Annotated in this window: 15 protein-coding genes; 4 read left to right on the forward strand and 11 right to left on the reverse strand. The window is 60.5% G+C overall.

Going from position 1 to position 14215, the window contains the following annotated elements:
* Window positions 1–99 precede the first annotated feature (99 nt).
* Window positions 100–1575, reverse strand: a complete 1476-nt coding sequence (locus TU76_RS08220) for a sensor histidine kinase (protein WP_048351426.1) — start codon at window positions 1573–1575, stop codon at window positions 100–102.
* Window positions 1576–1855: 280 nt separating this feature from the next.
* Between TU76_RS08220 and TU76_RS08225 the strand changes: the two genes are divergently transcribed.
* The 4 genes from TU76_RS08225 to TU76_RS08240 are packed head-to-tail and all read left to right on the forward strand — an operon-like array spanning window position 1856 to window position 7484.
* The gene (locus tag TU76_RS08225; RefSeq protein ID WP_046810818.1) at window positions 1856–3202 is read left to right on the forward strand and encodes a hypothetical protein; all 1347 of its coding nucleotides are present in this window, start codon (window positions 1856–1858) and stop codon (window positions 3200–3202) included.
* A 35-nt stretch (window positions 3203–3237) separates the two neighbouring features.
* Window positions 3238–5487 (forward strand): Ig-like domain-containing protein, encoded by a 2250-nt coding sequence (locus TU76_RS08230; protein ID WP_048351427.1) that lies wholly within the window; start codon window positions 3238–3240, stop codon window positions 5485–5487.
* Window positions 5488–5546: 59 nt separating this feature from the next.
* A complete protein-coding gene (locus TU76_RS08235; RefSeq protein ID WP_019825600.1) occupies window positions 5547–6008 on the forward strand; it encodes a curlin associated protein in 462 nt (153 codons plus the stop codon).
* A 27-nt stretch (window positions 6009–6035) separates the two neighbouring features.
* Window positions 6036–7484, forward strand: coding sequence for a curlin (locus TU76_RS08240; RefSeq protein WP_046809685.1), 1449 nt, complete (start codon window positions 6036–6038; stop codon window positions 7482–7484).
* A 231-nt stretch (window positions 7485–7715) separates the two neighbouring features.
* Here TU76_RS08240 and TU76_RS08245 read toward each other — a convergent pair whose 3' ends face one another.
* Genes TU76_RS08245 through TU76_RS08290 form a run of 10 tightly spaced genes read right to left on the reverse strand, consistent with a single transcriptional unit; the run spans window position 7716 to window position 14215 of the window.
* Window positions 7716–8576, reverse strand: coding sequence for a CsgG/HfaB family protein (locus TU76_RS08245; protein WP_019825596.1), 861 nt, complete (start codon window positions 8574–8576; stop codon window positions 7716–7718).
* Window positions 8577–8607: 31 nt separating this feature from the next.
* Window positions 8608–9027 carry a curli assembly protein CsgF gene (locus tag TU76_RS08250; protein WP_019825595.1) on the reverse strand — a complete coding sequence of 140 codons (420 nt, stop codon included), beginning with the start codon at window positions 9025–9027 and terminating at the stop codon, window positions 8608–8610.
* Window positions 9024–9386, reverse strand: coding sequence for a curli production assembly/transport protein CsgE (gene csgE, locus TU76_RS08255; RefSeq protein ID WP_231984418.1), 363 nt, complete (start codon window positions 9384–9386; stop codon window positions 9024–9026). The genes TU76_RS08250 and csgE overlap by 4 nt, the downstream gene beginning before the upstream one ends.
* 26 nt (window positions 9387–9412) lie before the next feature.
* Window positions 9413–9952 (reverse strand): type II secretion system protein, encoded by a 540-nt coding sequence (locus TU76_RS08260; protein ID WP_019825591.1) that lies wholly within the window; start codon window positions 9950–9952, stop codon window positions 9413–9415.
* The gene (locus tag TU76_RS08265; protein ID WP_019825589.1) at window positions 9927–10301 is read right to left on the reverse strand and encodes a type II secretion system protein; all 375 of its coding nucleotides are present in this window, start codon (window positions 10299–10301) and stop codon (window positions 9927–9929) included. Before TU76_RS08265 ends, TU76_RS08260 begins: the two co-directional genes overlap by 26 nt.
* Before the next feature lie 4 nt (window positions 10302–10305).
* Window positions 10306–10779: a type II secretion system protein gene (locus tag TU76_RS08270; protein WP_019825587.1), complete on the reverse strand. Its 474-nt coding sequence runs from the start codon at window positions 10777–10779 to the stop codon at window positions 10306–10308.
* A gap of 2 nt (window positions 10780–10781) precedes the next feature.
* Window positions 10782–12614, reverse strand: a complete 1833-nt coding sequence (locus TU76_RS08275; protein WP_019825586.1) for a secretin N-terminal domain-containing protein — start codon at window positions 12612–12614, stop codon at window positions 10782–10784.
* A complete protein-coding gene (locus TU76_RS08280; RefSeq protein WP_048351428.1) occupies window positions 12611–13135 on the reverse strand; it encodes a hypothetical protein in 525 nt (174 codons plus the stop codon). The genes TU76_RS08275 and TU76_RS08280 overlap by 4 nt, the downstream gene beginning before the upstream one ends.
* Window positions 13135–13683, reverse strand: a complete 549-nt coding sequence (locus tag TU76_RS08285) for a type IV pilus inner membrane component PilO (RefSeq protein ID WP_019825583.1) — start codon at window positions 13681–13683, stop codon at window positions 13135–13137. The genes TU76_RS08280 and TU76_RS08285 overlap by 1 nt, the downstream gene beginning before the upstream one ends.
* The gene (locus TU76_RS08290; protein WP_019825581.1) at window positions 13670–14215 is read right to left on the reverse strand and encodes a PilN domain-containing protein; all 546 of its coding nucleotides are present in this window, start codon (window positions 14213–14215) and stop codon (window positions 13670–13672) included. Before TU76_RS08290 ends, TU76_RS08285 begins: the two co-directional genes overlap by 14 nt.

The raw sequence follows: 14215 nt of genomic DNA on the forward strand, positions 1-14215 counted from the left end.
TTTTAAACAATTACTTACAAATAAAACAATCTGATAAAAAACAATTACCTGCATGCAACTATCTTCTGAAGCCTGCAATGTCTACCCGCAAGGCACCCGCTAGTGGGGAAAGCTCACACCCGCTTTCTGGGGTATTAACTTGAATGACAGTTGGACGCACGTCCCCTCTCCCTTGGAGCTTTGCAGGCTTGCCGAACCGCCGTAACGCTCCATGGTCCGCTTGACCAGTACCAGCCCCACCCCAAGCCCGCCTTGCTTTGTAGTAAAAAACGGGCGGAACGCCATGCTGCGTTGCTCCTCGTTCATGCCTTTGCCGTTATCGCTCAATACGACGCTGACAATGCACCCATCGTTTGCAACCAGCTTAATCGTCAGGGTTCCGCCCTTGTCCATGGCGTCCAGGGCATTGGACAACACACTGCTCAGAATATGGTTCAACTGCAGCTGCTGGCTAAGCACCATCGGTGTGGATTTCGGCTCGAACTCAACCCGGATCGCAGCCTTGGCAATCTGCTGCTCAAAAGCTGCGAGGCTGTCATGTAGCGCCGCCACCAGATTCACCGGCTCGGCATCGCCGCTGAGCGGGCGCAGTGATTGCAGCAGTTCGCGAACCCACTTCGACATCCGGTCAACCTGTAACACGATGTCGTTGATGTTCTTGTGGGCCGCGCCACTGTCGAACTCCAGCGCCAGTTCGGCACTGGAGCGAATGGTCGCCAACGGGTTGCGCAAACTGTGGGCGACCGCCGAGGACATCTCACCCAGCGCAACAAACGTTTCGTTGGTCACCAGTTGTCTTTGCTGGGCCTCAAGCAGCATGGCGGCCCTTCGTACGATCCAGTACAGCCCCAGGTAAATCAGCCCTCCACCCACAGCAGTGGCCAGCCAGATCAGCAGCAAACCACGAACCATACGATGGATCAGGTCGCTGGGTTCCTTGTAGATCTCGACCATCGCCGTAACCTTGTCGCCATCGGCATCGAATAACGGGATGTAGTTCTCGATGAAGATATATTTGGGCGGGACTAAAAATTTTTGCTCCATGCGCTCTTCATCGACACTGTGATAGCGGGCCGACACGGGTGTTTTGGAGTTGAAGGCACGGTCCAGGTCTTCGTCAGCATGGATGGTGGTACCGATCAGCGCAGGGTTGGTCGACCAGATTATCGTGCGGTCCGGTGCATAGATGTTGGCAAGGATCACATCGGGCAAGTGCTCGATGTGATCCAGAAACTCGCCTCGCGCACTGGCGCGAGCCTTGGGGTCGACGTCGGGGAAGTCCTTGTCCTGGCGCGGGTCGAGCAATTCACCCATGGTCCTGACGTTGGGTATCGAGACATGGCGAACCTCGGCCGAGGCAATCGCCTGGATAAACTGGGACGTCAGCAACGCATCGCGGTGCACGCTCTCGGCAATCACGAACTGGGTCGAGACCGCCCCCAGTGCTGCTGCCACTGTACCGATCACGGCGAAGCTGATCAGCGAGTACCAGCGCAACATATTGAACGCTGGCTTGCGTGAGCCCATGCGTTCATTGGCCTGGTCGACCCGAAGTGTTCTAGTCGGCACACTCATTGACGTTGCTTCCAACAATGCCCCTCTAGGGTTATAGCCCACTTACGGGCGTTTGCCCGATTCCGGGTGTCCCTCACCCTTCATTCCCCGCTACCCCCAATTGACCCCAGGTGTGGGGACTGATGCCCGTCCGGCACTGTCGGCTGGCAACCTGCCGAATGCCCCAAGGCTCTTGTAGCCGGGGCTTGCAGAGCCATCGCCACCAGTTGGTATGGAACTTGCCAAAACCGTCCTAACTGGCCCACCTCCGAGGGGCAGGTCTCCATTAGAGGGAATACACATGCACCCTTTACTGTCCAAAACGGCGGCCGTCCTGGTCGTCAGCGCACTGGCCCAAGGAATCTCCCAGGCGGCGCTGTTTGCAGTCGACACCGGGCCATACATACCTGCCAACGGGGGCTTTGCCGCCTGGTACCAAGACAGCCATGGCCGGACCCTCGACTTGTGCCTGTCCAAAGCAGTGAGTTCCCGGGTACCCGGCACACCGGGTGCACCTACCTACATGTGCAACCTGCTGCCAACCCCCGGTGTGTTTGATGATGCGCAGCCCGTGGTGTTTCCCACCAACTTTCCTGACGAAGCTTTCTGGTTTACCGCAGACGCAGCCATCGTCGATGCAGCCCGTGGCATCGACCTGTCCTACGGCTCGGCCATCGAGGCGGCCTTCGCCGCAGAAGAACCCGTCGAGGGTGATCAGGTCAGTTTTGCCCGCGTGCGGATTCGCGTCGATGTGCCGGTTGCCGGTACGTACGTGATTACCCATCCCTACGGCATCGAAGTGTTCAATATCGATACCCCGGGGCGGCGGGCAATCAACATGACCCGGGACATCGGCATCGGGTCACCCAAAACCTATGATGGCGCCCTCAAGGGTGATGTCGGGCCATTCCTGCGCAGCGTCAACGGGCCTTACACCGAGACCAATCCAGTGAGCGGTGGCGCCGAGCAGTTCATCGGTGACCCCAATCTCAACGAAGCCGTAACCGGCAGCCCGTTCAACACCAATTACATTCGCATCGAAGGCCCTGGCGGGCTGGATTTGCGCAGTACGGTGTTTGCCATCTCGGGCAAATTGTCGGCCGTGGTTCGCCCCACCCCCCTGATCACCCAGCGCAGCACCTACTCACGCAGACAGGGTGCCAGTGCCCCTATTGCACAGCAGGACGTATTTGTCCTGGCGCCACCGCCTCCGGCCACTGTCTCCCTTAGCAGCAGCACCCCGGCGCTGAAACTGACCGAGGCCGATACCACCGGAAACTGGTACGTCCAGAGCTCGATCAACCCGACCTTGCCAACCACCTTGCAAGTCACCGCCGACAACCATCTGGCGATCGCCAGCAGCACACCCACCACCCTGCCCATGGCCCTGACCGATCTGGTGGTAATCCAGCGTGCCGAGTACAGCCTGAGCTCCGGGCAACTGACGCTCGTGGCCTCGACCAGCGATGAAACGTCGCCGCCGGCCCTTACCGCAACGTCCGGCACCGGTGCTGCCATCGGCGCATTGAGTGGTAGCGCAGCGGTGAAAACGCTGACCACGGGCATCTCACCGATCCCGCCAGCCAAAGTCCGCGTGACGTCATCCAATGGCGGCAGCGATACCGAAGAAGTGGTCATTGTGCAATGAACGCTCACATGCCCAGACCCTCATCAGGAGGCATCATGAACAATTGGCCACGCCTGGCGCTCAACGCCCTGGGACTGACTCTATCGCTGTCCGGCAGCGCATTCGCTCAACTCGCTGCCGTCGACCCTGGCCCCTACACCTTCGCCACGGGTAAATTCCCCATGTGGTATCAGGACAACAATCTGCTGTCGATGGAGCTGTGCCAGTCCCGGGCGGCAAGCTCGCGGGTAGCGGTCAGCGTGCCGCCGGCGTACATGTGCACGTTGCTGCCGGAGCCGGGAGTTTACGACGACACACAACCGATGATTTTCCCGGATAACTGGCCTCCGGAAGCCTTCTGGTTCCTCGCCGAGGCCACCATTCCTGCGGTGGGTAACAGCGGCTTTGAACTGGATGCCTACGTGGCCGGGATCGAAGCCGCCTTCGCCTCGGAAAACCCGGTGGATGGCGACCAGCAAAGCTTCGCCCGAATTCGCATCCGGGTCTCGGTCCCCGTGGCGGGGGTCTACACCATCACCCACCCCTACGGCGTGGAAACCGTTAACGTGACGGCTCCGGGGCGCCGGGCTATCAACATTACCCGTGACGTCGGCATCGGTGCGCCAGGCAACTTCAGCGGTGCGGTAAACGGCGCCATTGGACCATTCCTGCGCAGCGTCAACGGGCCGTATACCGAAGTGAACCCGGACACCGGCGCGGTCGAAACCTTTGTCGGCGATCCCAATCTCACTGAGCTCGTCACCGGCAGCCCCAACAACACTAACTTCGTCCGCATTACCGGGCCGACGGGCAGTATCCAGACCAGTCTTTTCACTGTCGCGGGCAAGGTGCTCGATAACCGGGCGCAAACCCCGGTAGAGATTGCACGTGCGACCTACCGGCGGACCGCTGCCGGAGCCAGCAGTAACACTCGGGTCGAAGTGTTCGCCAAAGGCCTGAACAGCTCATCCGTGTGCTTTCGCGAATCCATTGCCCTGGTCGCCGGTCCACCCCTGTCGCCTTGCCAGACCAACCTGATTGGCGACAACAATGGCCTTTTCTTCGGGCAGCGCTTGCTCACCGGAGCCGTGCCGCCGGTCGTGGTGGTGACCGCCACCAACCCCACCGGCACGACACGCCCCACCTCAGTGTCGAGCAAACTGACTGACCTGGTGAAAATCCAGACCGCGCGCTACAGCTGGGACAACAAAAGCCTGCTGATCGAGGCGACTTCAACCGATGAAGTGGTGATTCCCGACATGGTTGCCCAAGGCTACGGGCGCCTGTCCAAAACCGGAACCTTGCAGAGAATTACCGTCGCTGGCCTGGTTCAGCCTCCCGCCAGTGTCACGGTCAAATCTGCAGCGGGTGGCAGTGATACCGAAGCCGTCGTGGTCGTCGGTACAGCCCCCGACATAGGCTCGAACCAGCCGCCGGTGGCCATTGCCGATACGGCCAGCACCAGCTTTGGCGTGCCGATTACCCTCAACGTGCTGGCTAACGACACTGACCCGGATGGTAATACACCGCTCAGTATCACCGCATTGACCCAACCACCTGCAGGACAAGGCACGGTGGCCCTGAGCGGCAGCGCCTCTGTGATCTACACCCCGCCGGCAGTGGTCAACGCACCGTTGACCGCCACCTTCACCTACAAGGCCCAGGACATTAAAGGCCTCGCCTCGACCACCGCTGCCACCGTCAGCATTACCGTAGCGCCAAACCGGCCTCCGGTAGCGGTCAACGATGCCGTCGCGACCCTGGGTGTCGCCATCCCGATCAGTGTGCTGACCAACGACACCGACCCGGAAGGCAACCTGCCGCTGGCAGTCGCCAGCTTTACCCAACCGGCAGCGGGTCGCGGCACGGTCACCAGTAATGGCACCGTCCTCACTTATACCCCGCCAGCCACGGTGACAGCAGCCTTCACCGCTACCTTCACCTACCTCCCGCGGGACAGCCTGGGATCGGTCGCCACGGCACCCGCCACGGTTACCGTGCAAGTCTCGCCAAGACCTGCGGCGGAAACCTTTACCGTCACCACGGCAACCGTCTCGGCGCGTTCCAACAACCGCTTCACCTGGGACTTTGCCGGTACATCATCGGTGATCACCGGCAACACCATCACCGTCCAGGTCACTACCCCCACCGGGCTGGTCACCCTGGGCACTACCACGGTACCGGTGACCGGGCGCTGGCGGCTGACGGTGAGCAACATCACCACCGTGGTGCCTTCGGCGAACCCGACCGCGACCATAACCTCGTCCCAGGGCACCGTACGCACTGTGTCGGTTACCGCGAACTGAGCCTGCGCCCTATCAGCCTTGCGCTGATGGGGCGCATCTCCTGCCAGAGGACACCCCCCATGAACACTTCAACCGTCGCCCTGCTCTGCATGCTTGCGCTCAGTTGCAGCGTGGGTGCGCAGGCCGATGACTTGATGGAAAACGACGACCTCGGCGCCGCATCCGACCTGGGCGAGTTGCCCGCGCCGGTTGGCCAGCAGGCATTGATCCAGCAGTACGGACAGGCCAATACCGCCAACGTGCAACAGAACGGCCAGTCATTGCTGGGCACCATTGTGCAGTCCGGCAGCAATCAGGAAGCCTTCATCCTGCAACAGGGCAACGACCTGATGGCAATGATCACCCAGCAAGGCAGTGGCAATAGCGCTGACATCAGCCAGAGCGGCAGTCACAACCGTGCGCAGATATCCCAGAACGGCAACAACAACGACGCCACCATCAATCAGGCGGGAACGGGGCAACAAAGCGCCGTCAACCAGGCCGGGAATGGCATGAGCGTTTCAGTCAAACAATATCGTTAAAGCACTGCGCTACCTGGAGGTTTCATCATGTTTAAACTGACGCCCCTCACTGCCGCCATCCTGGTCATCGTCAGTGCCCAGGCCATGGCTGACGACAGCCTGTCCACCCAAAACCAGTACGGTACGGCCAATATCGCCGACGTGAAGCAAAGCCAGGCTCCCTTCAGCACCGCGAACCAGCAGCAGTCCGGCCAGGGCAACGACGCTGCCGCTGTGCAAGACCATGCAACCAGCCCCATAGAGCAGCATCAGGACGGTGATTACAACGCGGCTTACGCCGAGCAACTGTACGAAAACTCCAGCACCATCACTCAGCAACAGCTTGGATCCTTCAACGTCAGCCATGCCAGCCAGTCCATCGGCGAAGGAGGCAGCGTGGTGCTGCAACAGCAGCAAGGCGTCGGCAACTTTTCGTTTGTCTACCAGGACAGTCAGGACGGTACCACCGGCCAGACGCTGCAGTTCGGCGACGGCAACGAGGCCTATATCGAACAGATTTCTCCGGGCGTGGCCAACAACGCCCTGGTCATCCAGTACGGCAACACCAACTACGGCACGGCTGAGCAAGTGTTCCATACAGCGGGCCAGATCGACATCAACCAGGCAGGTGATGGCAACTACGCCTACGCCGATCAGCGTAACGGCCTGGGTGGTAACGTGACGGTCAACCAGTACGGTGATTACAACGGTACCGAAGTCTGGCAAGAGACCCAGGCCAGCAGCCAGACCACCATCAATCAATACGGTATGAGCAACGAAGCGATCGTCGACCAGAGCTTTGGCGAGAACAACTTCGCCCAGATCCTGCAGGTGGGTGACTTGAACGCCATTTACGCCGACCAGTTCGAATCAGTCAGCTCGACCCTGGCGCTGTACCAGGAGGGTACGGGTAACGTGCACTTCACCTATCAGGCCGGTGAAAACCAGGTACTCACGGCCACCTCGCTGGGTAACGACAACAAGGTCTACGCCAGCAACTGGAAAGGGCCGCAAGCGGGTGGCCAGTTTGGCAAGGACCAACGCGCCACGGTTAACCAGGTGGGCAGCGCCAACGTCGCCAGCTTCACTCAGGACGGCGTCGGCCACATCATGACGACCCATCAATCCGGCACTGGCAACGCAACCACCATCAGCCAGGCCGATAACTACAACGAGCTGTACTTCGATCAGAACGGCAGCGACAACATCCTGATCGCTGACCAGCGCGGCACCACCAACCTGGCTCAGGGTTTCTCCAGCGGCAACGGTAACAGCACCACGTTCGAACAGTCCGGCAGTGGCAACCAGGCGTTCACCGCACAGGTGTATGGCAGTGATAACCAGATCACTGTCAAACAGGCAGACACCCTGAACGTGGCGTATGTAACCCAGGGCGGGACTGGCAACATCGCCCGTGTCGACCAGAGTGGCGTGACGCAACTGGCGACCGTGCAGCAATCCGGCTCGGCCAACCAGGCCACCGTGTTTCAGCAATAAACCCGAGGCAAAAAAACCGCGGCCCCTTCATACAGGGCCGCGGTTTTTTTATGGCTGCGCAGACTGCGTGCCTGCCAGTCATCGCGAGCAGGCTCGCTCCCACGGGTGTGGTTTAAGGTGTTGCGAGCACTGCTGAACTTGTGGGAGCAGGCTGGCTCCCACACACATTGAGTACTGCAAAGCCTGTGGGAGCGAGCCTGCTCGCGATGACTGGCACACGTAGCAATTCGGTTATTCAGCGTCGGGGTCTATTTTGTTTTGGGACAAGTAACGGCCCAGTGTTTCATTCTGCACCGGGGTTGAGCTGTCTCCCGCCACTTGCCACATCTTGCGCTCAATACCCTGGGCCACCAGGTGCCCGACCGCTGATTCAATTGCCGATAACACACACAGCTGCGCAGGCTCGTTGGTGGTGTAGCCCACTTCGGCTTCAAGCAGTTTCTTGAACTCGATGAACTTGAATACCCCGGCACTGCGGCCCACCGAATAGATGGTCTTGCTGGTCATGACATTCGCCAGCACCTGGCCGCTGCGCACATCCACCGCCCGCAAATTTACCGACACCTGATCGACCCGATATTCCCGCGAAATGTCGATGCCCAGATACCGTGCGCCCTCCCCGCCGCTGCGCACGTTGGTGTCGTAGGCAATGATGCCGCCTTCGAGCATCAGGTTCGCCGCCTGGAGCGGAGGCAACTCGCCCTGGATATTGACCGGTGTGTCGGCCTTTTTCTGCGAGGCGCGAATGATCTTGCGCTCGGTCAACAAGTTCTGCAGGCCTTCACGTTCAAGCACCACGAACCAGCCGCTGGATTGCATGGCATCCATCAACATACTTGCCGCACCCTGGGTGACGCTCGTGGAAAACGAGCTGGCCGGGGTCGGTTTGTATTGACCGGTCTGATCGCGAAAGTTGTACACCACGGCCATCAGGCGGCCTTTGGGCCGGGGCATTTTCAGCAAGTCGTAATAGGTCGACGCCCGAGGTGTCAGGGTCGGTGCCTCGGTATCCTGTTCGGCCGACATCGTGTCGCGCAGGCTGCAACCCTGCAAGGCGGCACACAATAGCCCCAGCATCAATATTGTCTTCATGTCCATCACTCCCCATCGCCCCAAAGCCCCGTCAGGGAGCGAGGCCATTAACCTGGATTTCAGAGATTTCACCGGTAGCCCGGTCGGTCACGACAATGGTCAGTGCCCCGGAATCATCGGTAACGTTCACGATAAAAGCGTCAGTGGACAGGCTCCCCGTGTTGCCGGTAGAGATGTTGTCCAGCAACTGGCCCAGCAACCGCGACTGCAATTGGCTGGTAAAACGTTCAAGGGCCGAGGTGCCGACAGGGGTAATGCGTGCCTTGATGTCGGGATCGTCAAAGTCATTCTGTGACTGGGCATTGTTCAGCAACCATGTGCCGTTCAACGGGTTGCCGCCAAACGAGGGGTTGATGGGCGTGTACACCAGTTCGGTGGCCTGTGCCAGGCCACAACCCCCCAGGCAAAACAGCCAGAGGCAGGCACGCTGCGCACGTTTTTTTGTTTTCATAGTTCGTCCCTCTCAAGGTCCGTGGTGTCTTGCAACAAGGTTTCCAGCTTGCGCTGGACAATCTGCCCGCGGACCAGGTCGGCAGCCTCGTAGGCTTCGTCCTTGAGTTCCACGGTGTTAGGGGCCAGGAAGCGCCGGTACACCAGGCGTTGCTGATATTCCACCGTGACCAGGCTGCCCCAGCGCGCAGAAGGTCGCTCGCGGACCACCAGGTTGAAATCCATCGGGCTGGTGGCACGCAGGCGCTCACTGAACGCGTAGTAAAAGTCATGGCCAATGTGTGAAATCGTGTCATCGACGATAAAACCCAGCATTTCTTCGTCCCCCCTGGCCGCACCAAGCGGCATCAGCAGAACCATGGCCACCGCGGCCAACGTGCGACATTTCATGGTTGCACCCCCTGCAGGGCACCGGACTGCCCTTTGTTCCGCCCGGAAGTACCGTCGAGAAAGGCTTTCTCGGCAACAAACTGCCAGTCCTTGTAGCTGTCCATTGCGCTGAAGTCCGACCACTGACTGGGAAAGTCCGCCTGTTTGAGCGGCTTGTCGGTGGAGGGGCTGCTGACGCCCGTTATGCGACCGTCGAAACCGCGCTGCAGGGTCCACTCACCGCCCCCGATCGGGTCCGGGTAGAGCTGACGGATATGATGCTTGGCATCGGGAAAACGCTCGTCCTGCAACAGGTCTTCCAGGGCTTTGGGGTACTGGGCCAGGCCCGGAGAGACGCGGTAGTAGCTACGCAATGCCTGGGCATATTGAGTGCCGACCCACAGCAATTGGCGTTCGCGATCGCGGCGCGCAGCGGTCGACCACAACTGGCCTGCACTGGCCAGCCCCATGCCCATGAGCATGATCAGGAACAGCACGCCCAAGTAAGTGAACCCTGCCTCACCGGACGGCCTACCACTCGGAATAAAGACTGCCATCACGCGCCCTCCCGGTAGCACCGCTTTTGATGTCTGCCACCCCACCCGCTACGCCTTCAGGAGGGGGGACCAGGACCCAGGTGTCCTTGCGTTCGGCAATCGGGTCCATGGGCGAATTGCGCAAGTAGCGTTGCTCCACCAATTGTTCAAGGGACTCGGGGTAGTGCCCTGTGTCGCCGTAGTAATGATCCAGCGCTTCGCGCATCGCCGACAGGCTCTGGCGCAAGGTGGTTTCCCTGGAGGCTTCCAGGCTGTTGAAGTAGCGCGGCAAGGCGATGGTCATCAACGTGGCAATGATTGCCATGACCACCATCAGCTCCAGCAGGGTAAAGCCTTGTTCCCGGCGCATAAGCTCACCACTCCCGGTACGCAATGCCGTTGAGCCCTTTGCCCCGGGCCTTGGAGTACACGTCAAACACGTCTTCACCTTCACGCGGGCTTTGCGCCGAGCTGTCGTAGGAACGCAACCCCCATCCACCCTCGTCGTCCCGTTTAACTGACATCAACGGGTCGTGGGGCACTCGCCGCAAAAAGTAGAATTTGGCCCCCTTGGCGCTGCGCACATCCCGTACACCGTCCACCAGCACTTGCAGATTGGGCGGATAGCCGCTGCTGTTCAGGGACTTCTCGATGTAACCGGCGTCGAATGCGCGCTTGTAGGCGTCGATGGCATCGCGAATCTGGTAGAGGGAGGTGCGCAGATCCTGCTCCTTGCCCCGACGCACCACCGTCTCGGTCAGCGGCGCAGCCATACCGGCCAGCAGGCCGATCAGGGCCATCGTCACCACGACTTCGATCAAGGTAAAACCACGTTGCGAGGCGTTCATGATCAAGGCTTCTCTACGAAAACTTGGGTGGTGGCAGCCATCGGGGTGTTAATGATTTCGGTGCGGGTCGCCGGCTCCATCCCGCGATCAGGGGCCTGTATGTGCATGCTGGTTTCGGTGCCGGTCGGGAACTCCATGTCCGAGGGGCTCTGGTACGGCAGGTTGCGCACAATGCGCGGGGTGATCGACAGCACCAGCTCCGACTGGCCAACGGTGTCTTTGTTGCTCCCGAACAGCCGGCCCAGCCACGGGATGTCCCCCAGCCCCGGGATCTTGTTGCCGGTGGCGCCATGGTCGTTGCGCACCAGCCCGGCGAGAATCTGGGTTTCGCCGTCGTGCAGGCGCAGGGTGGTCTGGGCGTTGCGGGTGTCGACCTGGACCGGAATCGTGCCTTGCCGGGTGGGTTGCAGTGGCGTGGCGTTACTCACTTCCAGGGCGATCTTGATAGCCACTTCATTGTTCAGGTGCACGGTGGGCTGGACTTCGAGCTTGAGGCCGACATCAAGGTAGGTAACGCTTTCGGTGATCACCGGGCCCTGAGTCGAGGGCACTGCAGTGGCGCTGATGATGGGTACGCGCTGACCGATATGGATGCGCGCCTGTTCGCGGTTGCTGACCCGAATCACCGGGCTGGCCAGGGTGTTGATGTCATTGTCCTGGGCGTTGATCTTGGCCTGGGGCGATGGCGAGATGCTGATCCTGCTGGAGGTGATGCCTTTGAGTTGATCCAGCACCGTCACGTCTCCGCCTGCACTGTTCAATACCCCGAAAGTGTTCGGCCATTGCAGGCCAAGGTCGAGAATGCGCTGGCGGGCGACTTCCATGACTTCCACTTCCAGCACCACTTCAGGGTTGGACTGGTCCTGGGATTGCAACAGTTTTTCCGCCATGCGCACGGCATCTTCGCTGTCGCGCATGGTCAGGGTGTTCAGGCGTTCGTCGACGAACACATCACGGGTTTTGAGCATGGTCTTGATCATGTTCAGCGCGGTATTGGCGTCGATGCTGGTCAAGTAGAAGGTGCGCATCACCAGCTCTTGATAGTCCTTGAGCTTCTGCGGCGAATCGGGGTAGATCAGCAGGGTGTTTTCGTTCACCACTTTCTGGTGCAACTGGTTCTGCTGCAGCAGCAAGGCCACAGCATCTTCGATGCGCACGTCACGCACGAAGATGGTGGCTTTCATGTCCGGGCGCAGGTCCTTGTCGAAGATGAAATTCAAACCGGCGACCTGGGACAGCACTTCGAAGATCGTCTTGAGGTTGGCATCGCGAAATTCCAGCGTCACCGGGCGATCAAGACGGGTGCGCAGTTGCGGGTACTGCACGACGTTGCGACTCTGAACCAGACGAATGCTGCCTTGCAGTTCGAGGGCACCGTCATTTTTCGGGTCCAGTTCCAGTATCTGCTTGACCTGGCGATCAGCACCGTAGATGTCACCGCGACGCAGGTCGCCACGGGCCAGCTCCAGCTTCTCATCCATGCTGCGCAGGTAGTCCAGCTGACGCAGGGAGTCCTGGGCACGCCGGTTGTTCGGCTCGATGGTCAACACCCGGCCGTATCCCATGCGGGCGGCGGCAAAACTGCGCTTGGCGCGGTCCTGATCGGCCTCGGTCATCAGTGCCGTAATCGAACGGGCGCGACCATGACTCAGGGCCAGGTGCAACTCGGTATCGCGGGGGTTCTCGCGCAGTCCGTCCTCGATCCGTGCCAGGCCGGCTTCATACTGGCCCGCCTCGATCAACTCTTTCGCTTCCTTTTGCGCGACCTTGGCGGTGCTGCACGCGACGAGCACGGCGCATAAGCCAAGGCTGATCATCAAACGGGATCGGTTCATTGCGAGCTCCCCACAGACAGTGTCTGAGACAAATGCAGCGGCAGGTAGACGAAGCTCAACTCCACATCGGAAATGCCCTCGATCCGCCACGTTTTGTCGATGACGTCGCCTTTGCGCACGACGTATATTTTTTCTCCGTCCTGCAAAAACACTTGCAGGTCGCGACGGTCATCAAGCCTGCCGACAAATTGGAAAGGCATGGGGGGTGCGGTCGGGGCTTGTTCGACCGGGGCCGCGCTGACGGGTTGCTCGATGACCGTGGCAAGGACCGCTGCAGCCTTCCAGCTGCGAGCGGAAAACAGATCGCCGACCGGGCTCAGGTCACGGATCGGACCGGCCTTGGCCGTGGCCGATACAGGAGGCAAGGCTCCCCGCAGGACGGATGCTTTTTTGCCCGCAGGGGCGACGACGGCAAGCGGGTCGTCGCTCTCCTGTACCGGTTGCAGGTATCCGGCGCCCCAGGTCAAAGCCGCAGCCACGCCAAAGAACGCGACCCAGCTCACCACGCGTTTGTTGTTCATCATGACCTCGACAGATAAAGGGTCATGCGGATCCGGCCGGTCAGGTCGGTGTCGGCGATCTTTTTACGTTGAAACTCCACGTCCTCCACCACCACCGCTGGCAACTGCCCCAGCAACGCGTGTAGAAAACGACGCAGTTGCGGATAACTGCCGCGTACCGGCAGCAAGATCTGATAGCGCGCCAGGTGGGTCTTGGGGTCGATACCCAAGGAGTATTCGCCACGAGCCAGGGTGATGTGTTCCAGGGCGGCCAGGGCATAGATCTTGTCGATAGCCACGGTGGCCTGGGGCTGGGACGGCAGCTTGCTGCGGAAATCGTCGAGCTGGCGTTGCGGGCCGGCCGGAGCCGCCACGCTGCCGTCTTCGACACGGGCCAGGTACTCGCTGGCTTCACGGGTCTGTTGATTGAGCTGCTGCAACGCTTGCCACTCGGGCATCAGCACGACCGGGCCATACACCAGCGCAATCAGCACCAGCGCCGCTCCGGCCAGGCCGGGAACACCCAGACCCTGGAGGTATTCGTGGACGATCAGCCTAGGGATTTGCATCGCCAATCTCCCACGTCGCCGACAGATTGAATTGCACCGGGTGTTCCGGCACGTTGGCAACGATTTCGTGACTGAGCAGGGACACATCGGACAGCTCGTCACTGGCCTCAAGGCGCCGGTGAAAATCGAGCATGGCCTCCAGATCGCGCGCTTCGGCACTGATGCGGACCTGACCCTTGCGTGCATCCGGGGTCAGGCTGAGCAAGGCGATGTTGTCCAGCGGCAGGCTTTCCAGGGTGGCAAACAGGCGCTCCCACGGGCGGCGCAATTGCTGAGAGACCTTGCGCATCTCCGCCAGGTTCTGTGCCTGCTCACGGGTTTGCGCCGCGGTCAGGCCGCCCTTGGCGCCGCTGTTGCCGGTCAGCACACGTTGGGTGGTTTGCAAGTCACCTTGCTGCTGCTGGGCCTGGGCGCTGAAATGCTGTTGCCCAACCAGGCAACCCGTTGCCAGCAGCACACCGGCCACCAGCAGGCTCCAGCCCAAGGGGCTCGAACGGCGAGGCGGTTGAAAATCGAGCATGAGGGCGCGCAT

The sequence above is a fragment of the Pseudomonas psychrophila genome (assembly GCF_001043005.1).
Lineage (GTDB): Bacteria > Pseudomonadota > Gammaproteobacteria > Pseudomonadales > Pseudomonadaceae > Aquipseudomonas > Aquipseudomonas psychrophila.

Bases quoted from the DNA above. Each gene is read 5' to 3' on its own strand.
- TU76_RS08220 (WP_048351426.1), bottom strand. From the start codon at position 1,575: ATGAGTGTGCCGACTAGAACACTTCGGGTCGACCAGGCCAATGAACGC.
- TU76_RS08225 (WP_046810818.1), top strand. From the start codon at position 1,856: ATGCACCCTTTACTGTCCAAAACGGCGGCCGTCCTGGTCGTCAGCGCA.
- TU76_RS08230 (WP_048351427.1), top strand. From the start codon at position 3,238: ATGAACAATTGGCCACGCCTGGCGCTCAACGCCCTGGGACTGACTCTA.
- TU76_RS08235 (WP_019825600.1), top strand. From the start codon at position 5,547: ATGAACACTTCAACCGTCGCCCTGCTCTGCATGCTTGCGCTCAGTTGC.
- TU76_RS08240 (WP_046809685.1), top strand. From the start codon at position 6,036: ATGTTTAAACTGACGCCCCTCACTGCCGCCATCCTGGTCATCGTCAGT.
- TU76_RS08245 (WP_019825596.1), bottom strand. From the start codon at position 8,576: ATGAAGACAATATTGATGCTGGGGCTATTGTGTGCCGCCTTGCAGGGT.
- TU76_RS08250 (WP_019825595.1), bottom strand. From the start codon at position 9,027: ATGAAAACAAAAAAACGTGCGCAGCGTGCCTGCCTCTGGCTGTTTTGC.
- csgE (WP_231984418.1), bottom strand. From the start codon at position 9,386: ATGGTTCTGCTGATGCCGCTTGGTGCGGCCAGGGGGGACGAAGAAATG.
- TU76_RS08260 (WP_019825591.1), bottom strand. From the start codon at position 9,952: ATGGCAGTCTTTATTCCGAGTGGTAGGCCGTCCGGTGAGGCAGGGTTC.
- TU76_RS08265 (WP_019825589.1), bottom strand. From the start codon at position 10,301: ATGCGCCGGGAACAAGGCTTTACCCTGCTGGAGCTGATGGTGGTCATG.
- TU76_RS08270 (WP_019825587.1), bottom strand. From the start codon at position 10,779: ATGAACGCCTCGCAACGTGGTTTTACCTTGATCGAAGTCGTGGTGACG.
- TU76_RS08275 (WP_019825586.1), bottom strand. From the start codon at position 12,614: ATGAACCGATCCCGTTTGATGATCAGCCTTGGCTTATGCGCCGTGCTC.
- TU76_RS08280 (WP_048351428.1), bottom strand. From the start codon at position 13,135: ATGAACAACAAACGCGTGGTGAGCTGGGTCGCGTTCTTTGGCGTGGCT.
- TU76_RS08285 (WP_019825583.1), bottom strand. From the start codon at position 13,683: ATGCAAATCCCTAGGCTGATCGTCCACGAATACCTCCAGGGTCTGGGT.
- TU76_RS08290 (WP_019825581.1), bottom strand. From the start codon at position 14,215: ATGCGCGCCCTCATGCTCGATTTTCAACCGCCTCGCCGTTCGAGCCCC.